Origin of the sequence: Streptomyces sp. NBC_01190, assembly GCF_045039895.1 — a bacterium.
Lineage (GTDB): Bacteria > Actinomycetota > Actinomycetes > Streptomycetales > Streptomycetaceae > Actinacidiphila.
In genome coordinates, this window is the sequence record NZ_CP108580.1 from 7,452,626 (window position 1) to 7,478,165 (window position 25,540).

Annotated in this window: 20 protein-coding genes; 11 read left to right on the forward strand and 9 right to left on the reverse strand. The window is 72.5% G+C overall.

From position 1 onward, the window contains the following. The first annotated feature begins 99 nt into the window (after window positions 1-99). Entirely contained in the window at window positions 100-1,200 is a 1,101-nt protein-coding gene (locus OG519_RS31315; protein ID WP_405591068.1) for a branched-chain amino acid aminotransferase, read from the forward strand. A gap of 26 nt (window positions 1,201-1,226) precedes the next feature. On the opposite strand, the gene leuD is transcribed toward OG519_RS31315, so the two are convergent. The 3 genes from leuD to OG519_RS31330 are packed head-to-tail and all read right to left on the reverse strand — an operon-like array spanning window position 1,227 to window position 3,890. Beyond that, window positions 1,227-1,823, reverse strand: a complete 597-nt coding sequence (leuD, locus tag OG519_RS31320; RefSeq protein ID WP_405591071.1) for a 3-isopropylmalate dehydratase small subunit — start codon at window positions 1,821-1,823, stop codon at window positions 1,227-1,229. A gap of 45 nt (window positions 1,824-1,868) precedes the next feature. After that, window positions 1,869-3,290, reverse strand: coding sequence for a 3-isopropylmalate dehydratase large subunit (gene leuC, locus OG519_RS31325; protein WP_405591073.1), 1,422 nt, complete (start codon window positions 3,288-3,290; stop codon window positions 1,869-1,871). Window positions 3,291-3,317: 27 nt separating this feature from the next. Beyond that, window positions 3,318-3,890 (reverse strand): RNA polymerase sigma factor, encoded by a 573-nt coding sequence (locus OG519_RS31330; protein ID WP_405591075.1) that lies wholly within the window; start codon window positions 3,888-3,890, stop codon window positions 3,318-3,320. Between the two features lie 969 nt (window positions 3,891-4,859). On the opposite strand from OG519_RS31330, the gene OG519_RS31335 reads away from it, so the two are divergent. From OG519_RS31335 to OG519_RS31345, 3 genes are all read left to right on the forward strand, one after another. Further along, the gene (locus OG519_RS31335; RefSeq protein ID WP_405591078.1) at window positions 4,860-5,861 is read left to right on the forward strand and encodes a hypothetical protein; all 1,002 of its coding nucleotides are present in this window, start codon (window positions 4,860-4,862) and stop codon (window positions 5,859-5,861) included. A gap of 349 nt (window positions 5,862-6,210) precedes the next feature. Next, on the forward strand, window positions 6,211-7,281 hold the full coding sequence (locus OG519_RS31340; protein WP_405591081.1) for a hypothetical protein: 1,071 nt from the start codon (window positions 6,211-6,213) through the stop codon (window positions 7,279-7,281). 118 nt (window positions 7,282-7,399) lie between these two features. Continuing rightward, a complete protein-coding gene (locus tag OG519_RS31345; protein ID WP_405591084.1) occupies window positions 7,400-9,220 on the forward strand; it encodes a prolyl oligopeptidase family serine peptidase in 1,821 nt (606 codons plus the stop codon). A gap of 32 nt (window positions 9,221-9,252) precedes the next feature. Here OG519_RS31345 and OG519_RS31350 read toward each other — a convergent pair whose 3' ends face one another. From OG519_RS31350 to rox, 5 genes are all read right to left on the reverse strand, one after another. Beyond that, window positions 9,253-10,050 (reverse strand): Fpg/Nei family DNA glycosylase, encoded by a 798-nt coding sequence (locus OG519_RS31350; RefSeq protein WP_405591087.1) that lies wholly within the window; start codon window positions 10,048-10,050, stop codon window positions 9,253-9,255. Window positions 10,051-10,147: 97 nt separating this feature from the next. After that, a complete protein-coding gene (locus OG519_RS31355; RefSeq protein ID WP_405591090.1) occupies window positions 10,148-11,662 on the reverse strand; it encodes a cryptochrome/photolyase family protein in 1,515 nt (504 codons plus the stop codon). A gap of 193 nt (window positions 11,663-11,855) precedes the next feature. Continuing rightward, window positions 11,856-12,164: a hypothetical protein gene (locus tag OG519_RS31360; RefSeq protein WP_405591093.1), complete on the reverse strand. Its 309-nt coding sequence runs from the start codon at window positions 12,162-12,164 to the stop codon at window positions 11,856-11,858. After that, window positions 12,164-12,439 carry a hypothetical protein gene (locus OG519_RS31365; protein ID WP_405591096.1) on the reverse strand — a complete coding sequence of 92 codons (276 nt, stop codon included), beginning with the start codon at window positions 12,437-12,439 and terminating at the stop codon, window positions 12,164-12,166. Before OG519_RS31365 ends, OG519_RS31360 begins: the two co-directional genes overlap by 1 nt. A gap of 254 nt (window positions 12,440-12,693) precedes the next feature. Further along, a complete protein-coding gene (gene rox / locus OG519_RS31370; protein ID WP_405591098.1) occupies window positions 12,694-14,175 on the reverse strand; it encodes a rifampin monooxygenase in 1,482 nt (493 codons plus the stop codon). A 651-nt stretch (window positions 14,176-14,826) separates the two neighbouring features. On the opposite strand from rox, the gene OG519_RS31375 reads away from it, so the two are divergent. The 6 genes from OG519_RS31375 (at window position 14,827) to OG519_RS31400 (ending at window position 22,181) form a co-directional block, all read left to right on the forward strand. Further along, window positions 14,827-15,372 carry a hypothetical protein gene (locus OG519_RS31375; RefSeq protein ID WP_405591101.1) on the forward strand — a complete coding sequence of 182 codons (546 nt, stop codon included), beginning with the start codon at window positions 14,827-14,829 and terminating at the stop codon, window positions 15,370-15,372. A 101-nt stretch (window positions 15,373-15,473) separates the two neighbouring features. After that, window positions 15,474-16,325 carry an SAM-dependent methyltransferase gene (locus OG519_RS31380; protein WP_405591103.1) on the forward strand — a complete coding sequence of 284 codons (852 nt, stop codon included), beginning with the start codon at window positions 15,474-15,476 and terminating at the stop codon, window positions 16,323-16,325. A 128-nt stretch (window positions 16,326-16,453) separates the two neighbouring features. Next, entirely contained in the window at window positions 16,454-19,513 is a 3,060-nt protein-coding gene (locus tag OG519_RS31385; protein ID WP_405591106.1) for a non-ribosomal peptide synthetase, read from the forward strand. A gap of 29 nt (window positions 19,514-19,542) precedes the next feature. Further along, entirely contained in the window at window positions 19,543-20,235 is a 693-nt protein-coding gene (locus OG519_RS31390) for a DUF6875 domain-containing protein (RefSeq protein ID WP_405591109.1), read from the forward strand. After that, complete coding sequence (locus OG519_RS31395) at window positions 20,235-21,284, forward strand: methyltransferase (RefSeq protein WP_405591112.1); 1,050 nt, start codon at window positions 20,235-20,237, stop codon at window positions 21,282-21,284. The genes OG519_RS31390 and OG519_RS31395 overlap by 1 nt, the downstream gene beginning before the upstream one ends. 39 nt (window positions 21,285-21,323) lie before the next feature. Continuing rightward, window positions 21,324-22,181 (forward strand): GNAT family N-acetyltransferase, encoded by an 858-nt coding sequence (locus OG519_RS31400; protein ID WP_405591114.1) that lies wholly within the window; start codon window positions 21,324-21,326, stop codon window positions 22,179-22,181. 153 nt (window positions 22,182-22,334) lie between these two features. On the opposite strand, the gene OG519_RS31405 is transcribed toward OG519_RS31400, so the two are convergent. Next, a complete protein-coding gene (locus tag OG519_RS31405; RefSeq protein ID WP_405591117.1) occupies window positions 22,335-23,132 on the reverse strand; it encodes a thioesterase II family protein in 798 nt (265 codons plus the stop codon). A 280-nt stretch (window positions 23,133-23,412) separates the two neighbouring features. On the opposite strand from OG519_RS31405, the gene OG519_RS31410 reads away from it, so the two are divergent. After that, window positions 23,413-25,443, forward strand: a complete 2,031-nt coding sequence (locus OG519_RS31410) for a SpoIIE family protein phosphatase (RefSeq protein WP_405591119.1) — start codon at window positions 23,413-23,415, stop codon at window positions 25,441-25,443. Window positions 25,444-25,540: the final 97 nt, after the last annotated feature.

Genomic DNA, 25,540 nt, shown 5'->3' on the forward strand with positions numbered 1-25,540 from the left:
TACCTGTCCGGGCAACTCGCCGAAGCTGTATCAGCGAGGGCCGCGCCCGGCTCATCCGAGGGGACGTGACCACGACGGACCCGACGAAGGAGCACGACGATGACGGTGATGGCCTCCACCGCCCGGCAGTCCGGAGCGACGCAGCCGGACGATGCCGGGCGTCTGGGCTTCGGCACCCGGTTCACCGACCACATGGTGACGATCCGCTGGACCTCCGCCGGCGGCTGGCAGGACCCGGAGCTGATCGACTACCAGCATCTGGCGCTGGATCCGGCGGCCGTGGGGCTGCACTACGGCCAGATCGTCTTCGAGGGCCTGAAGGCGTACCGGCAGCAGGACGGCGGGGTGGCGCTCTTCCGGCCGGAGCACAACGCCCGCCGGATCAACCGGTCCTCGCAGCGGCTGGTCATCCCGGAGCTGCCGGAGCGGGCTTTCCTGGCGGCGCTGCACGCCCTGGTGGCGGCCGATCACGCGCAAGTGCCCTCGGCCCGCGGCCAGAGCCTGTACCTGCGGCCGTTCATCATCGCCGTGGAGCCCACCCTGGGGGTGCGGCCGGCGCAGGAGTACCTGTTCGTGCTGATCGCCTCGCCGGTGGGGTCGTTCTTCTCCGGCGGACTGTCGCCGGTGTCGGTGTGGGTCTCGGACACCTTCGTGCGCGCGGCGCCGGGCGGCACGGGCGCCGTCAAGTACCCCGGCAACTACGCGGCGGGCTTCCTGGCGCAACGGGAGGCGGCGGAGCAGGGCTGTGAGCAGGTGGTCTGGCTTGACGCCGTGGAGCGCCGGTGGATCGAGGAGATGGGGGCGATGAACCTGTTCTTCGTCGCCGACGGGGAGGACGGCGGTCCGACGCGTCTGTTGACGCCGCGGCTGACCGGGACGCTGCTGCCGGGGGTCGTGCGGGACTCGCTGCTGACGCTGGCCGCCGACGACGGCTACGACGTACGGGAGGAGCGGCTGCCCATCGAGTTCTGGCAGTCGGGTTGGGAGGACGGTTCGCTGCGGGAGGTGTTCGCGTCGGGGACGGCGGCGGTGGTGACGCCGGTGGAGGCGATGCGCCGGGGCGAGCGCGAGTGGAAGGCGCCGACGGGGACGGGAAACCCGGTGACCCTGGCGCTGCGCGAGCGGTTGTTGGACATCCAGTACGGCGTCACGGAGGACGTGCACGGCTGGCGCAGTCCGGTGGTGCTGCCGGGGGTGTGAGCGGCCGTGGCCGCGCGGCGCCGTTGTCAGTCCTCGATCCGCGGCATCCAGGCCGGGCGGCGGCGCTCGTAGGCTTCGATGCGTTCCGCGCCGCGCAGGGTTCGGGCGACGGGGTCGGTGCCGGAGCGCAGGGCGGCGCGGCTGGAGGCGGCGAGGAGCAGGGGGAGGTCGATGTCGGTGCGTTCGACGTGGACCCGCTGGTCGACGAGGTCGATCCGCACGGCGCGGGTCGGGTCGCCGGTGAGGGCGTCCATCACGTCCCGGATCTGGTCGGGCGGGAGTTCGACGGGGACGAGGCCGGCGGTGACGGCGTTGCCGCGGAAGATGTCGGCGACCTGTTCGCTGATGACGGCGCGGAAGCCGAAGTCCATCAGGGCCCACACGGCGTGTTCGCGTGAGGAGCCGCAGCCGAAGTTGCGGCCGGCGACGAGTACCCGGGCGCCGGCGGCCTCGGGCCGGTTGAGGATGAAACCGGGGTCGGCGCGCCAGCCGGCGAACAGGTCGTCGGCGTATCCGGAGCGGTCGACCCGCTTGAGGCGAGACGCCGGGATGATCTGGTCGGTGTCGACGTCCGCGCGGTCCAGGACGACCGCGGTGCCTTCGACCACGTGCACGGGTTCCATCCCGTCCTCCTCGGTGTGTCGCGGGTGTCGTGGGTGCCGGTCCGTTCACGCCAAGGCGGCGGGGGCGGCGAAGGTGCCGGTGACGGCGGTCGCCGCGGCGACCGCCGGGGAGACCAGGTGGGTGCGTCCGCCGGCGCCCTGGCGGCCTTCGAAGTTGCGGTTGGAGGTGGAGGCGGCGCGCTCTCCCGGCCGGAGCAGTTCGCCGTTCATGGCGCAGCACATGGAGCAGCCGGCTGAGTGCCACTCGAAGCCGGCCTGCCGGAAGACCTGGTCCAGGCCCTCGGCTTCGGCGAGCTGCTTTACGGCGGTGGAGCCGGGGACGACGAGAGCGCGGACGGTGGGGGCGACGTGGCGGCCGCGGGCGACCTCGGCGGCCGCCCGCAGGTCGTCCAGGCGTCCGTTGGTGCACGATCCGATGAAGACGACGTCCACGGGGATGTCCCGCATGCCGGTGCCGGGGCGCAGGCCCATGTAGTGCAGGGCACGGTGGGCCCGTTCCCGCTGGTCGGCGCCGGTCAGGCTGTCGGGGTCGGGGACGGCGCCGTCGAGGGGGACGCTCTGGCTGGGGTCGGTGCCCCAGGTGACGAACGGGCTGAGGGTGGCGGCGTCGATGGTGGCCCGGTGGTCGAAGTGGGCACCGTCGTCGGTGGCGAGGGTGCGCCAGTAGGCCACGGCCTCGTCCCACAGAGGGCCCTTGGGGGCGCGGGGCCTGCCCTCAAGATAGGCGAAGGTGGTCTCGTCCGGTGCGATCATGCCGGCTCGTGCGCCCGCCTCGATGGACATGTTGCACACGGTCATGCGCGCCTCCATCGGGAGGGCGGCGACGGCGGAGCCGCGGTACTCGATGACGGTGCCGGTGCCCCCGGTGGTGCCGACGTGCCGGATGACGCCGAGGACGAGGTCCTTGGCGGTCACCCCGGCGGGCAGCTCCCCGTCGATCCGCACGCTCGTGGTGCCGGGACGGCGCATCCGGAGGGTCTGGGTGGCCAGGACGTGTTCGACCTGGCTGGTGCCGATACCGAAGGCGAGGGCGCCGAACGCACCATGGGTGGAGGTGTGGCTGTCGCCGCAGACGACGGTGGTGCCGGGCAGGGTCAGGCCCATCTCGGGGGCGATGACGTGCACGATGCCCTGCCGGGGGTGGCCGCGTTCGTAGAGCGGCACGCCGAACCGGCCGGCATTGGCGGCCAGCGCCCGGATCTGCTGGGCGGCGTCGGCGTCGGCCGCGCCGAGGCCGCGGCCGCGGGTGGGCACGACGTGGTCGGTGGTGGCGAGGGTCTGGGCGGGGCGCCGGACGGCGCGGCCGGATGTCTGGAGGGCCGTGAACGCCTGGGGGGAGGTGACTTCGTGCACAAGGTGGAGGTCGATGTACAGCAGATCGCTGTCGTCGCCGTCAGCCTCCACGACGTGGGCGTCCCAGACCTTCTGGCAGAGCGTACGAGGACGGGGGGACGCGGCGGGGTTCATGGCGGCTCCTGGGGTGGCTGGCGGACATCAGTGAGCGACCAGTTCACGGCACTCGCCCTGGCTGAGCCGGGCCCGCAGTTGCGCGAGGCAGCGCTGCCGGGTGGGTCCGATGCTGCCGAGGGGGATACCGAGGTGCTGGGAGACCTGGGCGTAGCTGGCGGGCGGGTCGGCCATCGTCATATGGATGAGGGTGTAGTCGCGTTCCTTCAAGACCCGTTTGACCGCGCGCCAGAGCAGGGCGCTGCTCTCGGCGCGCATGACGGGTCCGCTGGCGTCCTCGGTGTCGGCGAGGGCGGTGGCCAACTCGCAGTCGGCGCTGGTGACCTCGCGCGAACTGCGCCGCACGAGGCGGTTGCACTCGTTGCGGGCGACGACCGCGACCCAGCCGCCGAGCTGTTCGGGGTTGCGGACGGCCGACAGGTGCTCGTACATCTTCATCCACACGAACTGCCGCACGTCGGCGCAGTCGGCATGGCTGAGCCGGTAGTTGTAAGTGATCTTGGCGATCAGGCCGGAGAAGCTGTCCATGAGGTCGGCCCAGGCCAACGGGTCGCCCTCCAGAGCGCGCTGTACGACGGCGTTCATCGGAGACACGGACATGATGCCTCTCCTCGCGGTGGGCGGTCAGTGCTGGCAGGGACGCGCCCCGGGGGGTAACGGCGCGGCGAGGGCCGTCGGCCGCCCCGACCTCGGCGGGGGTGCAGTGGGTGCGTCCGGCGGGCCTCCGGAATGCGGCGGGTGCGCAAGCCACTTCGGCCGCACAACCGCGGGAGATCATCGACGACCGGAGGGAACAACTACGGTCCCCCACGCGCGTCCGCACATTGGCAGTGCCTGACTCCAACAAGGTCGGCGTACCGGGAGACATTCCAGATGCCGCTGTTCGCATTTGCTATGGAACCTCAACGGCGATGCCGAGTGCAAGGACCGCCTTGTGATCACGTGCACTTGGCTCAAAGCAACCCACCGGCGGGGCTTTGCGCGCCGCCGGAGCGGTCCACGTATTTTTCGCCGACTCACGGACCTCTGGTCGGTTCACATCAGTCCCAACCAATGCCAACTTCCCCTTGCGCCAAATCAGATCCTTTTCCGGTAGATCACATTACGATTACCAGGGCTTCGGCGCGCTGGCAACAGCGTGGTCTTCTGGTCATTTTCCGACCGCGCCGCCGACCGCCGGCGGCGGGCCGCGACGAGCCACCCGAGGTGGCTGGAATCGACTCGGACCCGCGCCCGCCGGCTGTGTGCGGTAGTGCGCCCGGGGCGTCGGCGGCCCGGCGTCCGCGCAGGTGAAGGAGGGAGTCCGGGCGCATTGCGCGGACGGTTCAGCCGACGGCGACGGAGAAAACGATCAATGGCCGTCCGCTTACCAAAAGACAGAAAGAAATCCATTCGCCACATCGCACAATGATCGAATGCCGTTCCCAGCGGGTCTTGACAGTCAACACCGGCAACGGACACGATCTGGGAGCAGACACCGAGAGGGAGCTGACCGTGACAACTCAGGTTCTGATAGACCCGTCCAGATTCAGCCAGTTCGGATCTGCTGAGGATTCGATCTTCTGTCTGGTGACCAATCCAGAGATCGTCGACAATATCTCCGTGGTGCGGGATGCGCCGTACAAGGAGTACCGCACGGTGTTGATCTCCGCGGGCGACGACTTCGACGCGATGCTGGCGGACGGCACGATCCCCGAAGGGTCGCACACCCTCGTCATATCGCCCCACAGGTTCTTCGAATCACCTTCGCCGGAGGCCCTGGGTCCGCAGCGCAAGCTGCTCGGAATGGCGAGCAATTCCACCCCCACCTCCCTCGACGTCATACGGCACTTCATCGACGTCATCGAGCGCACATCCGCCCAGGAGCAGGACGCCTTCAGCGACCGCTTCTTCGAGTTGGCTGAGTCCACCGACCACCTGGTGTACGTCGACGAGCGGCACGGCACCCGCGCCGAACTCGACCACCTGGACGAGAGCCTGGTGTGGAACCAGCAGGCGGGCTCGCTCGCCTGGGGCGAGCAGCAGATCGTCCCCGCCGGAGAGATCAGCGTGCTGCCCACGCAGATCGTGGAGTTCGACGAGCAGCTGTACCTGCCCCTGGAGGGCGAGATCGCCTTGCGCGGCTTCCCGATCCTGCACAACGGGACCCCGTCGTTCAGCCGCCGCGACCAGTTCCGCCTGCAGGGCCTGCTGGCCGGGCTGGAGGAGCACGCCGTCGTCGCGAAGGTGACGCACGGCCGCATCAGCGACCTGCGGCCCTTCGAACCGGCCGGCAAGGCGATCGCCGAGGTCTTCGAGGCCCTCTTCACCGTGGACTCGCGGTACGCGCTGATCTGGGAGATCGGCCACGCGCTCAACACGAGCCTGGACATCCTGCCCGGCAACCACGCCATGAACGAGGTGTACGGCGGTACCGACGGGTGCCTGCACTGGGGCCTGGGGCTCACCCCCTTCACCCAGTTCCACCTCGACATCATTTCTCCCGACACCACGGTGTACACCGACAGCGGTGCCGTGGTGCTGGGGAACAAGGGCGGTGCTCCGTCGGTCCGCAAGGCCGCCGCGCTCTGACGCGGCGCGCCGGTACCGGCGCGGGACAGCTCCGACGCCATTCCCGGAAACGGAGGTGAACGTCATGGAGAAGAAGACCATCAAGGTCCGCAAGAACGCGAACTACCTCGGCACCCTCCTGGGCTGAGACAACCCCCACCGCCCCTTCGGAATCGGCACGGAGGTGAATGTCATGGAGAAGAAGACCATCAAGGTCCGCAAGAACGCGAACTACCTCGGCACCCTCCTGGGCTGAGCGCCGTAGCACGAGACGGGGCCAGAGGCGTTCTGGCCCCGTCTCCGCAACGGTACCCGGCAGGACACGCGAGAAACCGCAGGCAGAACTTACGCACGGTTGGAGGGGACAGACATGGACGCCGCCACAGTCACGCCGGAAGCCTACCGACAATTCGCCGAGCGCCACCGGCACTTCTACCTCGTCACGGACGAGCGCCTGCACGCCGCCGTCCGTCCGGCGCCCTCCGGATCCGGCGTCGAACACCTGCCGGCTCCGGCCGGCTGCTCCCTGGAGGACCTGGTGGACCGACAGATCCCCGAGGACAGCGACGTCCTGGTCGTCAGCTCGCGGCCGGAGCTGCTGGCCGCCACCGACGCGGCGATCGGCCCGCACCGCACCGTGGTGGCCGTGCCCGTCACCGCCGACGACCGGACCGCGCCGGCCGAGGCCGCCCACCTGCTCGACGGGCTGCGCGGGACCGACCCGCTCCTCGACGACGGTCCGCGGCTGCGCACCGCGCTGCTGGCCGACAGCGGTCTGACGTTCACCGACGGGCTGACGGGCCTGTCCGCGCACACCGCGCCGGCCAGCGGTGCCGTGGTCCGCCACCGATTCGGCCCGTTCACCCCCGGCACGCTCCACACCGCCCCCGACGGTTGGCTGACACTGGCCGCGCGGGCTGACGGCGTCCTGCCGCTGGACGGCGAACTGACCGTCAAGGGACAGCCCGCCGTCTTCTCCGGCGCCGCGACCGCCGCGGAACGCGGCCGGGTCCACGAGGGCCTGCGGCAACTGACGCACTACCCGGTGGTGCTCACCGTCGACCGGGGCAGGGTCACCGGCGTCAAGGTGGTCGATGACGGCTCCGACGGGGCCGGGCGGACCCTGACCGACCTGATCCGGGCGGACGACCGCCACGCGCGGGTCCATGCCATCGGCTTCGGCGTCAACCCCGCGGTCACCGCGCCCGCGTTCGGCGGCCACGCCCACCGGTGCGCCGCCGGCAGCAACGGCCCCGCGCCGTACGTGCTCCTGGGCACCGGTGGTGACGGCACGCTGGAACTGCTGCTGCGCTTGGAGAACAGCGTGGTCACCGCCGGCGGCGAGACCCTCACCCCGAGCGCCGCGGAGTCCTGCGCCGCGCCGACGCCCGGGCGGCGCCGGATGAACCGGGTCAAGGCCGCAAGCTGCGGCTGCCACTGAAGCGGATGCCGCGCACAGCGCGGGCGCGGCCCGGCGGAGGACATCCGGACGGCGACCGAACGACGGACACCCGGACGGCGGGACGACAGCCGGACGGGACGCGACCCAGGAGACGTGGATGACCGCATCGCCGCAGTCCGGGCAGTCCGGGCGCTCCGCGACGGCCGAGAAGGCCGAGCCCCGCTGGGAGCGCCGCTTCCGCGCACCGCGGCACACGTTGCCGGCCTGGGCCAAGAGCAATCCGCAGCGCTGCGTCTTCGTCAGTGACCTGCCCGGCGCCGCCCAGGTCTTTTGCTGGGACCGCGACACCAGCCGCCTGCGGCAGGTCACCCACGTCGCCGGCGGCAGCAGGGACAGCGCCGTCGAGGCCTCCGGCGAGGCGGTGTGGTGGTTCCGGGACGGCGGCGGCGACGAGCTGGGCGTGTGGATGCGCCAGCCGTTCCACGGCGGCCCGGACGAGCCGGTCAGCCCCGAGCTCGCACCCGGCTGGCAGGCCGGCCTGGCGATGGGCCTCGACGGCCACGCGCTGATCGGCCTGTCCACCCCCGAGGGAACCGCCGTTCACCTGCTGCGGCCGGACGGCACGGCGCCCGTGGTCTACCGGCACGAGGAGGCGGCCATGGCCGTCGACCTCAGCCGCGGCGTGGACCTGCTGGCGATCCTGCACACCGAGGACGGCGACCTGTGGCACCCGGCCCTGCGGGTGCTGCGGCCCGACGGCTCCACCGTGCGCGATATCGGAGAACCCGGCGAGCCGCTGGAGGCCGTCGGCTTCGCGCCCGTCCGCGGCGACACCAGGCTGCTGCTGCGCGAGCTGCGCGGGGACAGCTGGGAGCCGCTGATCGTCGACGCGGCCACCGGCGAGCGGTTCCCCATCACGCTCGGTCTTCCGGGCGAGGTGGACGCCGACTGGTATCAGGACGGTTCGGGGCTGCTGGTGCGGCAGAACTTCCAGGCCCACTCCCTGCTGTACCGCTACGACCTGGCCGGCGGGCGGCTGACCCCGCTCGACGTGCCCCGCGGCACCGTGGAGTACGCGCGCACCCGGCCCGACGGCGGGATCTGGTACATCTGGTCGAGCACGGAGCGGCCCCCGACCTTCGCCACGGTGGGCGAGCCCTCCGGCTTCGTCCTGCCGGGGCTCCGGGCGCCCGCCTCGACACCGACCCGGGAGCGGTGGGTCGACGGTCCGGGCGGCCCGGTGCCCGCCCTGGTCAACCTGCCGGCCGGTGCGCGCGCGCCGCACCCCGCGGTCTTCCTGCTGCACGGCGGGCCCGACGAACAGGACCGCGACGCCTTCGATCCCGAGGCGGCCGGCTGGCTGGATCACGGGTTCGCCGTCGTCCGGGTCAACTACCGCGGGTCCAGCGGCTACGGCGAGAAGTGGGCGCAGGCGCTGCGGGCCCGCGTCGGGCACACCGAGTTGGCGGACGTGGCCGCGGTGCGCGCGCTCCTGGTGTCCGAGGGAGTCCTGGACCCGGACCGCCTGGTCCTGGCCGGCGCGTCGTGGGGCGGGTACCTGACACTGCTGGGCCTCGGTACACAGCCGGACCTGTGGGCCGCGGGCGTCGCGACCGCCCCGGTGGCCGACAGCGTGGTCGCCTACGAGGACGAGCGCGACGACGTCAAGGCACTGGACCGGACGCTGTTCGGCGGCACGCCTGAGGAGGTGCCCGAGCGGTACGCCGACTCCTCACCGATGACGTACGCGACCGCCGTGCGGGCGCCGGTGCTGATCACCGCGGGCCGCAACGACCCGCGGTGCCCACCGCGCCAGATCGGCACGTACACCGACGCCCTGTCGGCGGCGGGCGCGGCGTTCGACGTGCACTGGCACGACGACGGCCACAGCAGCACCGTGACGCAGGAGCGCGTCGACGCCTTCCGCCGCGCGCTGTCCTTCGTCCTCGACCACCTGGCTCCGCGGCCATCCTCCTGACCGTCGAAGTCGGGGCCGGAGCCACACACGCACTAGCGTCCCGCCCTCTCCGGCTGGTCGTGCGGGCACCACACGGTGGTGCGGCCGTCGACCTTGCCACGGCGCAGCGGCGTGCCGCAGCGCGGACACTTCGCCGACGGCTCCTCCCGGTGCCCGGTGAGCCAGGACGGCCGGCCGGGAACCCTTCCCGCGCGCACCGAGAGCGACAGGACGCGGCGCATGCCGGAGTGCAGGAGAGCGCACTCCGCCTCGGTGAGGCGGTTCGCGGGCGCGGCCGGGTGGATGCGGGCACGCCACAGGATCTCGTCCACCAGCAGATTGCCCAGACCGGCGAGGGTGGCCTGATCCATCAGCACGGGCTTGATCCGGCCTCGTCGGCGGCCGAGCAGTTCACAGAACTCCGCCCGGTCCACCGCCAGCGCGTCCGGCCCCTGGCCCGCCAGCAGGTGGTCCACCTCGGCCTCGGAGCCGGCCAGCCGCAGGCCCTGGAGCTTGCGCTGGTCGCGGTAGCGCAGTTCGTGCCCGTCGCCGAGATCGAGCCGCACCCGGTCGTGGCGGTGCCGGGGCTCCCGCGGCGCACAGCACAGCAGCCGACCGGTCATCCCGAAGTGCAGCAGCAGCGCCGGCCCGTCGTCGGTCCGCGCGATCAGCCATTTGCCGTGGCGCTCCGGAGCGCTCAGCCGGTGACCCTCAAGCCCGGCGCGGAACCGGCGCGCGCTCACGTCGCGGAGCACCCCGGCGTCCGCCACCGCCACCTTCTCGATCACCCGTCCCTGCCCGCACTCGCGCAGCACGCGGCGGAACCCCTCGACGTCGGGCAGTTCAGGCATCAGGCTTCCTCATCTCGGGTCCCGGGCGCTCGCGCCCTTCCGGTGGGCACGGTGTCCCCCCGACGGCGGCTGCCCCGACGGCCGCCGGGCCGCCGGTTCACGGCGGGGCGTCCTTCCGGCGGCCCGCCTGGGCCAGCAGCTCCGGCAGGTCGGAGAGCCGGTCGAGGCCCCGGACCGCCTGAGCCGTACGGTGGTTCCCGGCCAGCCGCTCCCGGTTGCGGTGCAGGAAGGCCCAGTAGCCGGCGGTGTACGGGCAGGCGCGTTCGCCGGTGCGCTCGGTGGGCCGGTAGGCGCAGGACCCGCACAGATCGCTCATCTTGTTGATGTACGCGCCGCCGGAGGTGTACGGCTTGGAGGTCATCAGCCCCCCGTCCGCGTACTGCGACATGCCGACGACGTTGGGCAGCATCACCCAGTCGTAGCCGTCCACGAAGCAGCGGTGGAACCAGTCGGTGACCGCCGCCGGGTCCCAGCCGTCCTGGAGCGCCCGGCTGCCGAGCACCATCAGCCGCGGGATGTGGTGCGTCCAGCCGGTGTCCCGTACCTGCGCCAGCACCGTCGACAGGCAGCGGGCCGTCACCGCGTCGGCGTCCAGGTCCAGGAACCAGCCGGGCAGTGGCTCGCGATGCCCCAGGGCGTTGCGGCCGCGGTACTCCTCGCCGAAGTGCCAGTACAGATGCCATACGTACTCCCGCCAGCCGGCGATCTGCCGGACGAAGCCCTCCACGCTGTTCAGCGGGGCCGCGCCGTCCCGCCAGGCCTGCTCCGCCCGCCCCACGCACTCGGCCGGGTCGAGCAGCCCGAGGTTCAGCGGGGCGGACAGCAGGCTGTGGCTCATCACCGGATCGGCCGCGAGCATGGCGTCCTCGTAGCGGCCGAAGTCCGGCAGCCGGTGGGCGGTGAAGCGGCGGAGCGCGGTCAGCGCCTCCCGCCGGGTGGCCGGGAAGAGCCGTGGTCCATCGCGCCCGACGAAGGAGACCTCGCCGGCCTTCTCCCAGCGGTCGAGGTCGTGGCGGACCTCGTCGTCGATGGCGTCCTCGGCCGGGCGCCACGGCTCTTCGATACCGAGGGCCGTGCGGCCCCGCGGCGGCGGCTCGCGGTTGTCCTGGTCGAGATTCCACCGTCCGCCGGCCGGCCCGCCTGCGTCCATCAGCAGGTCGTGCCGCTCGCGCACCCACCGGTAGAAGCCTTCCAGCCGCAGGCCCCCGCCGCCGTGCCGCCCGGCCCAGCCGGAGAACTCCTCGTGCGAGACGAGGAAACCCTTCGCCGCCAGCACCTCGACCCCGTCCAGCGCGCCGACGAACTCCAGCGCCCGGCGTGAGGTGGGATGGCAGACCGTCAGCGGAACCCGCTTGCGGCCGCGGGCCTTGGCCAGCCCCTCGGCGTACGTCTCGGCCCGGACATACCGCACCCGGTCGCCCAGCTCCGCCGCGCGGTGCCGCATCGCCGACAGCACGAGATGGGCCTTGGCCCGGTGGAAGCGGCGTCGCCGCAGGACCGAGCGGGCTTCGATCATCAGTACGGGGGCCTGCGCGTCGGGCCCGCCGTGGCGCGGGTCGAGGAAGTGCGGGCCCAACTGGTCGCCGAAGAGCCAGTGCGGGCGTGCGGTCATCGGAGCATCCTGCCGTTCGCCGGCCCGGCGCTGCGTCCGCGGCGCCCAGCCGGCCGCGCTCCGGTCGAGCCGGTGCCGCGATCCACGCTACGGCGGGCGGCCGGCCGGCGCCCGGTGACGTACCGGCATCCGGGGTAGGCCGCGGGGGGCGCCCGGCGCCGCGCGACCCGGCCGGCCCGGTGTCACCCGACGATCACCCGACGTCCAGCCAGATGAGGTCGCAGATCCGTATCTGGCGCCGCTCGGGATAGACGCTGTAGCTGAAGAAGACCTCCTCCCACGGGACCGCGACGCTGTACCAGACCACCTCGTCGACCACCATCGGCGATCCCGGCGGCGTCTTGCCCGCCTCGACCGCGTCCCCCACCTCCAGGGCCAGGGCCCGCAGAAAGAGCACCATCCGGTCGTGCAGCTCGCGAGAACCCGAGGTGCCCATCAGATGCAGCACCTCGGCGGCCTTCAGCTCGGCGACGGCTGTCCAGCCGCGCGACATCTGCCGCATCACTCGCCCCCGAGGTCGTCGGGCAGCCGTACCAGATCGCGTCCGGCGACGGTGGCGGCAAGCCGCTCCGCGCGGCCGGGAACGGAGTCGAACATCGCCTCCATCCACCACGTGCCCAGCACCTCGTCCAGCGCGGGCCCCTGGGGCGCCTGCCCCAGCGCCCGGAGGAAATCGAGCCGCTTCGCCGGATCGAGCGCACCGCTGATCGCGTCGACCGTGCGCGGCAGAGGACGAATTCTCCCGGCGGACGCCGGGCGGTCGGGCGCAGTGCTCACGGGCGGTTCCCTGTCCGTATGGTCGGTCTGTGACGTGGTGGGCGCGGTACCGGCCACCTCATCGGGCCGACGGATCCGCTGACCCGGACGGGAAACTACCGGGCGGATAAACGGGACAGGACCGGTTCGCCCATCTTGCCGCCGAAAAGGGGATCGGCATGATTCGTGGCCGGGCCATCGCGCCCGGCCACCCACTGGACCAGGGGCCCCGTGCCGAGCCCCGCGACACCCGCGGACTGTGGAGCCCGCGACCCTCACCGCGTCGGTGCGCCGAACCACCGGGGCAGTTGGCCGGTCAGCTCCGTCTGGTCCTCGCCGACCCAGGCCACATGACCGTCCGGGCGCAACAGGACGGCGGGGAAGTCCAGTCGGTCGCCGGAGTCGGTGGGCGCACCGGTGTCGCCGACGTCATTCGGATCGCCGAGGTCGCCGAGATCGGTGACATGGTCGACCCGGTCGGCCCAACCCGTCACCGAGAGCCGGCCGGTCCGGTCGAGCAGCAGCCCGCGGCCGCCGCGCGTCATCTCGTAGAGGCGGCCCTCCTTCAACCGCACGTCCCGCAGCCGGCGGCCGAGCAGGTCGTGCCCCGGGCCGAAGTCGTAGCGGATCCCGATCGCGATGATCTTCTCGATGAGGTGGCGGTGCACCTCCTCGAAGTCCATCAGTTCCGTCAGCAGCCGGCGCACGGCCCGGGGCCCCGGCTCGACGGCCATCAGCTCCATCTGCGCACGGGTGTTCTCCAGCACGTCGGCGGCCACCGGGTGCCGTTCGGTGTGGTAGCTGTCAAGCAGCCCTTCCGGCGCCCAGCCGGCGACCTCGGCGGCGAGTTTCCAGCCGAGGTTGAACGCGTCCTGGATACCGAGGTTGAGGCCCTGCCCGCCGGTCGGCGGGTGGATGTGCGCGGCGTCGCCGGCCAGCAGCACCCGGCCGACCCGGTAGCGCTCGGCGAGCCGGGTCGCGTCGCCGAAGCGGGAGAGCCAGCGCGGTGAGTGCGCCCCGAAGTCGGTGCCGGCGACGACCTGGAGCTGCCGGCTGACCTCATCGAGGGTCGGCGGCGCCGAACGGTCCTCGGCCACCCCCGCCGCGGGCACCACGACGCGGAACACCCCGTCCCCCAGCGGCCCGACGCCGAACCGGAGCTGGGTCCTGCGGACTTCGGCCACCACGGCGGTCACCGTCTCCGGCGGCGCGGTCACCTCCAACTCGCCGATCAGTGTGTCGACGCGGCTCGGCTCGCCGGGGAAGCCGACGCCGAGCAGCTTGCGCACCGTACTGCGGCCGCCGTCACAGCCGACGAGGTAGCGCGAGCGCAGCCGTGTGCCGTCGGCCAGTTCGGCGGTCACCGCCCCCTCGTCCTGGCTCAGCCCGACCAGCGCGCCGCCGCGGCGGATCTCGGCGCCGGTCTCGGCGGCGTGCTCGGCCAGCAGGCGGTCGGTGAGCGGCTGCGGGATACCGAGAGCGTACCCGTGCGCGGTGTCCAGCCGGACCGTCGCCGGCTTGGTGATGCCGGCGAAGAAGCCGCCGACCGGATACCGCTTGCCGAGCGCGAGAAACCGGTCCAGCAGGCCGCGCTGGTCCAGCACCTCGATGCTGCGGACGTGCAGGCCGAGCGAGCGGACCACCTTCGTCGGCTCGGCATCTTTCTCCAGCACGAGCACCCGCACGCTCTGCAACCGCAACTCGGCGGCCAGCATCAGGCCGGTCGGCCCGCCGCCGACCACGATGACGTCGATCATGAAGATCCCCCACAGAACATGTTCACCGGCCGGCCCGGCGCTGGGGCGTGTTTTAGAAGTCCCTCCCCCAGCTACCGCTGGGAGGTGCCCCCAGTCTCACGGCGCCTGGCACGCACGCTCGCTGCGTTGTCGGGCTCGTCCGAGTAGGCCCACTACGAGGACGACCCTCCGCCTTGCGATCGCACGCACCAGACGCCGTGAGCCCCGCCCTGCGGGCGGACGACGCTACTTCTAAAACACGCCCCAGATGTCAGGTACCGCGCACATCGGTGGTTTCCGACGGCTTTCCGGGCCTCGGCTGACGATTGTGCGGCAGGACCAGGGCCTTGCCGCAAGGCCCCCCATGCGCTATAACTTGGGAGAGGCAAGGAGAGCGCGATCTCCTTGCCTTTGTTGTTTTCCCGCCCAGCCCAGGACCGCGCCGCACACCACCGCGGAATTTCCCTGCATTCGAGTGAACTCCGCCGCCGGTCGCCCGCGGGTTCCGCGTTCGATCCAGTTGACTGCTTTCCGCATGGTGATCAACTCGTGGGGCCGGCGCCGATGAAGCGCGCGCTCCGCCCATGCCGTATTTCCGGTTTCCCGGAGTGAAAGGAGTCGAAACAGATGCGGAGCCTGTTCGCATTCTGCAATGCGGGAAAGTCTCGACATGTGCGGGTCCGCGGCCTCGCGGCCGCCGCCGGAGCCGTCGTGCTGCTCACCGCGGGCCCGGCACTCGCCGAGGCGAAGTCCCAGGCCGGCGGGCCGGTGGTCGACCTGTTGTGCAAGGGAAGCGCCACCGCCAAGCTCGACGACCACCTGTCCACCGCCCCTCATCTGGTGCGTTGGACGGTGGACGGGGTGCTGACCGCGTGCAACGACGGGCTGGACCGGCCCGCCGCCACCGGTGACGGCGCCTGGCACGAGGCCGGCCAGGAGGTCGCGAGCTGTAGCTTCAGCGACGCCCGCAGTGCCACGTACACGCAGAAGATCCTGTGGGCCAACGGCGAGAAGAGCCTCATCTCCGGAACGCTCAGCATCGACGACCACGAGGCCGGCGAGTCGCTGACCAAGGCCGAGGGCCGGGTCGTCTCGGGCGCGTACAAGGGCGACAACGTGCTGGAGACCAGCACCGTCATGACCACTCATCCGGAGACGTGTGAGGAAGCGGGCCTGACTCCCGAGGAAGCCGTCGGCACCTTCGTCTTCTCGCACTGATCCGATCCCTGCGCGGGCGGTGTGTGCCTGTGGCGCGGCTACAGGCACATCTCGCCCTTTCCCCCACCGCAGCCCCATATCGACGACGAGGGTGGTCGCCCGTGTCCGGCAACGCGAACATCGATTTCTACGAGAGCAACCCCGAATTCGTCCGTACGTGGTCCGACGCGCGGCTGACCATCAGCAGCGGATGGTGGCGAGGTGTCGCCGACGGGGATCTGGACCGGGCCCAGGAGCAGAAACTGGATCTCGTCGCCGACCTCGCGGACTTCAAGCCGGGCGATCGCGTCCTCGATATCGGCTGCGGCTACGGCGGACTGCTGGCCTTCGCCGCGGACGAGCGGCGGGTCGGCCACGCCCTCGGCGTCACCAGCTCCTTCGCCCAGGCCGGCCACATCAAGTCGATGGGGAATCCCGCCGTCGACGTCCGGGACGTGGACTTCTGGGATCTGCCCGCATCGCTCGGCGGGTTCGACTCCGTGGTGGCGGTGCAGTCACTGGAGAACATCCTCGGCGGCGCCCCCGCCGGGGTGGGGAGCGGGCTGCCGGCCATGCGTGAGGTCCTCGGGCGGGTGCACGGCTGGACCGTGCCGGGCGGGCGGTTCGCCGCGGAGGTGTGTGTCGCCGGTCCGCGCGAGACCCGTGAGGTGCGCGAGCAGTTCGAGACCGAGGTGCTCCGCAACTCCCGGCCGGGCACGATGCCGCACCTCGGCGATCTCCTCAACGCCGGTGCGGGGCTGTGGGAGCCGGTCAGCGTGGCCACCCAGCACGAGGATTTCCTGCGCACGCTGGACGCGACCGGATCCCTGCTGGCCGATCACGAGGAACTGGCCAGGGGACTGGGCGGCGACGCGCTCTACCTGGCCACCTGCGAGACGGTGCGCGGCACCGCCGCGGCGCTGCGCGGCGGCATCATGCGGGTCGCGTGGATCTCGTGGCGGCGCGTCGACTGAGGTCTCCACGACAGGCGCGGCACATCCGGCAGTGGCCGATCAGGTCAACAACTCTGGAGAGGACCATGGGAGTCGCAGATCCCGTCCGTTCGGACGCACCCCGCCCGGGATATCGCTCGATTCCCGAGATGTTCGCCCGGCAGGTCGCCCGGACGCCGGACGCGCCGGCCGTACGGGACGCCGAGCGGGAGCTCTGCTACGGCGAACTCGACGCGCTCTGCGCGTCCGTCGCCGACACGTTGGCCGATCAGGGCGTACGCCCGGGCGATCCGGTCGGTGTGCTCGGCACCCGCTCCTGGCGGTCCGCCGTCGCGCTGGCCGGGGTGCTGCGGTCCGGCGCGGTCGCGGTTCCGGTCGACGCTCACCACCCCTCGGCGCGGATGAGCGACATGCTGCGCCAGTCCGGCACGCGAACGGTGGTGGTACTGCCGGGACATGGGCCGATCCCCGAGCGACTTCCGGTGCGGTGGCTGCCCTTCGAGCAGATGGTGGCTCGGCCGGCGGCCGGGGCGTCGTCGGGCGAGCAGGCCGGCCGGACCCGGCGGGCCGGCGACGCCGCGTACATCCTCTTCACCTCCGGCACCACCGGACGGCCGAAAGCGGTGGTCCTGCCGCACAGGTCCGTGGTGCGACTGGGCCTGGACGACGCCCCCTGGTGCGCCGGCCCCGGCAAACGCGGCCTCCAGACGGTGGGCCTGTCGTTCGACGCCTCGCTCCTGGAGATGTGGGCGACACTTCTCAACGGCGGCTGCCTGGTCGCCGCGAGCCGCAACGCGTTGCTCGACCCGGGTGAGCTGCGTTCGCTGATGAGGCGTGAGCGGATCACCCACGCCTTCATGCCGATGAGCGTGTTCCACCACGCGGTCCGCTTCGAGCCGGGGATGTTCGCCGGCCTCGAACTGGTCCTCACCGGTGGTGAGGCCATGGCGGCCGGGCTGGCCCGGGCGGTGCTCGAACACGGGGCGCCGCGGCGGCTGATGAACGGCTACGGGCCGACCGAGGGCGGCATCATGGTCACCGCCCATGACGTCCGCGGCCTCGCCGAGGACGCGTCGTCCGTACCCATCGGGCTGCCGGTGGCCAGGAGCCGCTGCCATGTGCTGCGGGAAGACGGCAGCCCGGCGCTTCCCGGCGAGGAGGGCGAGCTCTTCATCGGCGGCGACGGTCTCGCCCTCGGCTATCTCGGCCGGGAGGACGAGACACGGCGGGCGTTCGTCACCGCGACCGTCGGCGCCGAGACCGGCGTCCGGCTGTACCGCAGCGGCGACCGGGCCCGTTGCGACGCCGACGGAACCCTGGAATTCCTCGGGCGCGCCGACCGGCAGGTGAAGATCCGCGGCGTGCGCATCGAACTGGACGCCCTGGAAGCCCAGTTGCGGGCGCACCCGGATGTCGCGGAGGCCGCGGTCCTGGTGCGGGGCAGCGATGACTTCACCCGGACACTGAGCGCGTTCGTCACCTCGGCCCGGCCGGACGACCCGGTGCTTTCCGAGCGGGTGAGCCTGTTCCTGGCCGAGCGGGTGCCCGCGCACAGCGTCCCCTCGCCCATCCAGCCGGTGGACCGGCTCCCGCTCACCGACAACGGCAAGATCGACTACACCGCCCTCCGCCACGCCCTCCAGCCGGCCGGGCCGGCCGGCGGCCTCGGCGTCGCCGACCGGTCGCGGGAGCCGGGACCGGCGGGCGACGCCGATGCGGTCCGCCGCATCTGGGCGGAGTACCTGCGGGTGCCGGTGACCCCCGACACCGACTTCTTCGCGGCGGGCGGGAACTCGCTGCTGGCCGCGCATACGCTCATCCGCACGCTGACCGCGCTCGACCTGCAGGCGGACCGGTTCCAGCCGCTGCTGCGCAGCCTGCTGGCCCGGCCGACACTCGCCGCCCACCTGGCCGCGCTGAGCGCGTTCTCCCGCGACGGTGCCGGTGCCGGTGCCGGTGCCGGTGCCAACGACGGCGCCGGCTCCTGCGGTACGTCCGCCGCCGAGGAGATCGACTTCGAGGCGGAGGCGTCGCTCGACCTCGCGCTGCCCCCACTGGACCGGCCGGCCACCGGCGGCCCACTCCGGCACGTCCTCCTCACCGGCGCCACCGGTTTCCTCGGCGCGTTCCTGCTCGACCGGCTGCTCAGGCGTGCCGACACCGTCGTGCACTGCCTGGTCAGGGCCGCCGACCCGGCCCACGCGTTCGACCGCATCCGCGCCAACCTGCGCCGGCACGGCCTCGGCGAACCCGACCCGGAACGCGTCAGGAGCTACCCGGCCGATCTCACCCACCCCGAACTGGGCCTGCGCGCCGAGGACCTGAAGCACCTCACCGCGACCGCGGATCTCATCCTGCACAACGCGGCCCATGTCAACTTCGTCTACCCGTACGGCGCCCTGCGCGACGCCAACGTCGGCGCCGTCCGGGAACTCGTCCAACTGGCCGCGCCCCGGCGTGTCCCGCTGCACTACGTCTCCAGCATCGCCGTACTCGCGGGCAGCGGCGCCGCCGGCGTCCGGCTGTTCACCGAGACCACCCCGCTGAGCCATCCCGGGCTGATCAGCATGGGATACAGCGAGTCGAAGTGGGTCGCCGAGAAGCTGCTCCAGAACGCCGCCCGCGCCGGGCTGCCGGTCACCGTGCACCGCCCGTACGAGATCACCGGGCACAGCAGGACCGGCGCGTGGAACACCGACACCGCCTTCTGCGCCTTCCTCGACGCGATCACCCGGCTCGGCACGGCTCCTGACATCCGCCTGCCGCTCGACCTGGTCCCGGTCGACCACGTCGCGGACGCCGTCGTCGGCCTCGCCACCACGTATCCGCACGTCGGCGGGGTGTTCCACCTGACCAATCCCCGCCCGGCGCTGCTCGCCGACATGGTCGGCCGGCTGCGCGCCGCGGGACACACCATCTCCGAGACGCCCTACCGGGAATGGGTGGACCTGCTGCTCGGCTTCGTCCGCGAGCACCCCGACGCGCCGATCTCCCCGTTCGCCTCGTTGTTCGCCACCCGGGCCAACCACGCCGACATCTCGGTCAAGGAGCTGTTCCTCGACTCCGTCTTCCCCCGGATGGACCAGGCCCGCACCCTCCAGATCTGGCCGCGGTGGGCGGAGACCTGTCCGCCGGTCGACAGCGCGCTGCTCGACCACTACGTGCGCTACCTGCACCGCGGCGGAGTGGTCGCCGCGCCCGCCGGCTGACCGCGCCGCCCACGGAAGGAGAGGAAACGATGGGCGTCCAGCAGCCGACCCGGCGACCACCGGCGCGCATCCACGAGGACGTCAGGGTCGCGCCACCGCACGGCTACGAGGATCGCGTCCGGGCCGAACTGCCGCTCGTCGTGGACTGGTTGCACGAGTACGTCAGCCGTCCGCACCCCGGACTCAACCGCAAGGGGCCGGTATGCCCCTTCGTACCCGCGGCGATGAAGAGTTCGGCGGTGCGCTACCACTTCCGCTACGAGATCACCGGGCAGGACCGCGCCGAACTCGCCGGCGTCCTGCTGCGCCGCCTCGACGCCTTCTCCGGCGCTCCTTCCGGCTCGGACCGGACGCTCGACACCCACCTCGTCGTCCTGCCGGACCTGTCGGAGACCGGCTGGACGGCCCTGGACCGGGCGCACGCCGACCTGAAGGACGCCGCGGTCGAACGCGGGCTGATGATCGGGCAGTTCCACCCGGCCTGCGACGAACGCTCCGCCCGCAACGCCGCGTTCCGGGTCTCGCGGGCCCCGATCCCGCTGCTCGCGATCCGCCGGATGGCGCCGCACGACGTGCTGTTCCTCCACCACGATCCCCGCTGGTTCGCGCACTACCGGAAGCGATTCGCCGCGGACTACGAGACCGGTCTGATCACCGACCGGCTGATGCGTACGCTCTACGCCCGGGCCGAGCCCCGGCACGACCCGGCAGGAAACAACTGATGGACCGGCAAGAACGCGCCGCCGCGCTCGATGTGCGGTATCTGCTCCACGGCCAGCTCGTCTCGCGGGCGCTGTGCGCCGTCGCCGCGCTGGGCATCCCCGACCTGCTGACCGCCGGCCCGCTCTCCCCGGCCGAGCTGGCCCGGCGGACCGGCGCCGACCCGAGCCGGCTGCGACAACTGATCGCCGCGCTGGTGCCGTTCGAGGTGTTCACCATCCGGCCGGACGGCGAAGTCGAACTGGCCCGGCTGGGGCGGGCGTTGACCACCGACGCCGCAGGCAGCGCGCTGGCGGGCGCGCAGTTGGCACACGACCTGATGAGCCAAGCCTGGCAGGGACTGCCGGAGACCGTGCGGACCGGAGTCCCGGCCTTCGACCGCGCCTTCGGCGGCGACCTCTTCACCCACCTGGACCGCGATCCCGGACTCCGCACGGTCTTCGACCGGTCGCAGGCCAACGACCTGGAACTGGAGGTGGACGCGATCCTGCGGAGCGGCGACTTCGGTACCACGGGCACCGTGGTGGACGTCGGCGGGGGAGACGGCACCTTGTTGGTCCACCTGCTGGCGGCACATCCCGGCCTGCGCGGCGTCCTGGTCGACCGGCCGATCGCGGTGGCGGCGGCCCGCGGCCGGCTGGCGGCCGCCGGACTCGCGGAGCGGGCCGAAGCCACCCCCGGTGACTTCTTCAAGACCCTGCCCGCTCGCGGCGATGTCTACTTCATGCGCGAGGTCCTGCACGACTGGGACGACGACCAGTGCGTCACCATCCTGCGCACCTGCCGGCAGGCCATGCCCGCGGCCGCCCGGCTCCTGGTGGTGGAACTGGCCTCCGACGAAACCCCCGGCACCGGACCGGAGGCCCGGATGACCGGGCTGATGTCCCTGTACATGCTGGCGGTCCTGCCCGGCCGCGAGCGCTGCCCCGCCGACTACGCCCGGATGATGGCGGCGGCCGGCCTGCGGGTGCAAAGCATCACCCACCTCACCGGCCAGAAGGTCCTGATCGAGGCGTCCGCCGAAACCCCCGGGCCGCCGCCCCGGGGGTGAACGCGGACGTCCGCCGCGGATGGGGAATCATGGCGAACCATGCGCCCGGACGACTGGCAACTCACCGAGGACACCGACGACTTCCTCGCCCGCGCCGGGGCGTTCCTGCGCTCGCGACCCGCTCTGCACACCATGCCGCTGACGGTGATCGAGCGGCTGCGGACCCGTGGGCCGGACGCGTACGGCGCCCGGCCCACCGTCCTCGGCCGGCTGGAGCGGGCGGGCGAGGTCCGCGCCGTCTTCTACCTGACCCCGCGCGGCCGGCTGAGCCTCACGCCCCTCGACCCCGAGCACGCCGACGACCTCGCCGCCCGGCTGACCGGCCTCGGACACCGGCTGCCGGGCGTCAGCGCGGACCATGACACCGCGGCCGCTTTCGCCGAGGCGTGGCAGCGGCGCACCGGCACCGTACCGACACCCCGCGAGCGGCTCCGCCTGTACCGCCTCGGCACGCTCACCCCGCCGCAGCCGCTCCCGGCCGGCGGCGGCCGGCTCGCGGGCGAGCGGGACCACGAGCAAATCGTCCTGTGGTGCGGGGAGTTCGCCGCGGCCGTCGGGGAGGCCGCCGCCGTCACCGCCGGTTCCTGGGCCGGAACCCGCTTCGCCGACAAGCACTTCACCTTCTGGGAGACCCCGGACGGCACCGCCGTCTCCCTGGCGGGCGTGACCTCGATGATCGCCGGCCAGATCCGGGTCGACCCCGTCTACACCCCCGCCCGCCACCGCGCCCACGGATACGCCGCCGCCGTCACCGCCGAGGTGAGCCGAGCCGCACTGGCCGCCGGCGCCACGGAGGTCGTCCTGTTCGCGGACGCGGCCAACCCCGCCGCCAACGCCCTCTACCAGCGCCTCGGCTACCTCCCGGTCATCGACTTCGCCGGCTACGACTTCACCTGAGCCGCGCCGAAACGACGGCCAAGAGGCCATCTCGCGGGGGCTGTTGGCCAACCACGCGCTCATGGCGATCACACCGGACCCCCGGCGCCCGGCTGGAGGGCCGCCGGGGGTCCGCGGGAGACGTTGAGGGGACCGCGTGCGGCGGGCCCGGCGTCATCCCCTGGGGGCCGGATCGCCGCCCGGCCGCAGGTCCGCTAGGCGGTCGAAGAGGTCGCCGACCAGGGCCGCCGCCTGCTGCTCCAGGTAGTGGTGTCCGCCAGGGAAGGAACGCGCGGTGAAGCCGGCCCCGGTGACGCCGGACCAGGTTTTCACCGACTCCTCGTCCACCTGGTCGTCCTGGTCCCCGTAGTAGGCGAGGACCGGGATGTCCAGGAAACGCGTCGGAGCCGACGCCGCGTAGTCCTCGATGAGCCGGTAGTCGGCCCGCACCGCCGGGAGCACCAGCTCGCGCAGCTCGCGGTCGGCGAGCACCTCGGCCGTGGTGGCGCTCATCGCGGTCAGTTCGGCGATCAGCTTCTCGTCGCTCGTGTCGGCGAGCCGCTCGGACCGGGTCCCGCCCGGCCCCGCCCGGCCGGAGACGGACAAGGCGCCGGGTCCGTGCCCGCCGGGCCGGGCGCGCAGCCGCGCCGCGACCTCGAAGGCCACGCAAGCGCCCATGCTGTGGCCGAAGAACACCAGCGGAGCGCCGGAGAGATCCGCGCAGGCGTCCGCGATCGGCCCCGACAACTCCGCCATCTCCCGGGCCGGCGGTTCGAGGAGGCGGTCCGCGCGTCCGGGATAGCGCACCGCCAGCAGTTCGGCGTCGTCCGGCATCAGCCGGGCCCAGGTACGGAAGAAGTTGGCGGTGCCGCCCGCGTGCGGGAAGCAGACAAGGCGGAGGCGCGGCGCCGGACACGCCCGGATCACCCGGAACCAGCGGGAAGCCGGTGTCTCCTCGAACGCGCTGACCATGCCGTCCCTCTTTCTGCTTTCCGCCGTCTCCGCCGGATCACCCCGGTCTCCCGCCACCACGGCGAGGCGGGTCCGCGAAGGAAGACTGTAGCCAAGCCGCCGCCGGGAACTCACGGTTCGGCCCTCGCCGCCCGGCGCTGCTCGGTGGTCGGTGGACGGTGGACGCGGCGGCCCCTGCGTTCCTTCGCGCCGTGTGAAAACCTGGGGGAGGGGACATATCCGACGGCAGGTGCTCGCTATGGCACATGATGACCCTGCGCGATCCGATCAGCCACAGAGCGTGAGCCCCCCGGTCGAGCTGGTGGCCGTGATCGGCTCCGACGGGACCGTGCTGCTCTGGACGGACACCGCCGCGGGGCTGTGGGGCCGCCCGGCGGCCGAGGTGGTCGATCACCGGGCCGACCGGCTGCTGATGCCGGGCGGGGCCCGCGACCGGGCCCTGCGAGCGTCCCGGGCCTGGTCGGGGCGGGTGGAGCTCAGAGACGGTGACGGCGCCGCGCGGCCGGTGGAGCTGCGGGTCACGCCGCTGCCGGCCCGCGGGGGAGCGGGCGGGGGCCTGGTCTGGGAGGCGCGCCGGGACGAGCCGGCGGCCCCGGCCGAGCCGGACACCGGACTCCTGAGGAGGTTCTTCGAGCGCTCGCCGGTCGGTGCGGCCCTCTGGGACCGTGACCTGCGCTGCACCTGGCACAACGACGCGCTCGTGGCGGAGGAGTCCCTGCCGGGAGGCCCATGGCGGGGACAGCACATCACCGAGCTGATGCCCGGCGCTCCGGGGGACGACCTGGCGGCGACGATGCGACGTGTCCTGGAGAGCGAGGACGTGCCGCGCGGCTGGGAGTGGGTGCGTCCCCGCGTGCCGGGGGCCGGGAAGGACTCCCTCACCCTCACCCTCGCCCTCATCCGCCTCGACGACACGGCGGGCCGGGCGATGGGCGTGTGCATGACCGTAGCGGACAGTGCGGACAGCGCGGGCAGCCGACTGGGGCAGCGGTTCAACCTTCTCGTCCGGGCCGGTACGCGGATCGGCACCACGCTGGACCTCAAGACCACCGCCCAGGAACTGGTGGACACCGCGGTGCCCGGCCTCGCCGACTACGCCACGGTCGATCTGACCGACTCGGTCATGCTCGGTGAAATGCCGCTGGGACGACTCGACTCGACCGAGGCGAGCATCCCGGTGTTCTACCGGGCCGGGGTGGCGTCCATCCGCCCCGGAAGCCCCGAATCGCCCTGGCCGCGCGGGACCCAGGTCTTCGCCCATCCGTCCTCGCCGTTCACCGGAGTCCTCGCCTCCGGGCGGTCCTATCTGGAGCCGGTGCTCGACACGTCGCCCGGCACCTGGGTCGAAGCCGATCCGGAACGGGCCCGGGTCATCCGGGACTACGGGCTGCACTCGATGATGATCGCCCCGCTGTCCGCCCGCGGAAAGGTCCTGGGCATCGCCGTCTTCGGGCGGACCACCAATCCGGCCCCGTTCAGCGAGGAGGATCTCGCCCTGGCGGAGGGGCTGGCGGCCCGCGCGTCGCTGAGTCTGGACAACGCGCGGCGGTACAGCCGGGAGCGGGCGGCCGCGCTGGCGTTGCAGCGTGATCTGCTGCCGCACATCCTTTCCGGCGGGCGGGCCGTCGAGGTGGCGTCCCGGTATCTGCCCGCGGACACCCACGGCGGGGTGGGCGGCGACTGGTTCGATGTGATCCCGATGGCGCGCGACCGGGTGGCGCTGGTGGTCGGGGACGTCGTCGGCCACGGAATCGCGGCGGCCGCGACCATGGGCCGGCTGCGGATGGTGCTGAACACCCTGGCCAACCTGGAGCTGCCCCCTGACCAGGTGCTCATGCGGCTGGACGAGCTGGTCGTCGGGCTGGCCAGGGACCGGCCCGAGGAGGAGCTGGCCTCGCCGAGTGTCGGAGCCACCTGTGTGTATGTGGTGTACGACCCGGTCGGACAGTGCTGCACCATGGCGAGCGCCGGGCATCCGCCGCCGGCCCTCGTCACGCCCGACGGCAGGGTCGCCTTCGCCGACGTGCCGCCCGGCGCGCCGATCGGCGTGGGGCGGCGCGACTTCCCCTCGGTCGAGGTGCCCGTGCCCGAGGGGAGTCTGATCGCGCTCTACACCGACGGCCTGGTCGAGACCCGCGAGGCCGACATCGACCATGGTCTGGACCGGCTGCGCGCCGCCCTCACCCGACCGGTCACCACCCTGGACCGCCTCTGCGCCGACGTCACCGACGCCATGCTGGCCGACGAGCACCCCGAGGACGACATCGCCCTGCTGATCGCCCGCACGCTTTCCGTGGCCCCGGGTCCGTAAGCCCCAACCCGGCCTGCTGCGGCGCCGATCCGGGCGCCGGCCCGGGCGGCGAGGCCAACGGCTCGACGATCACCTGGGGTTCGCACCGGCCGAGGCC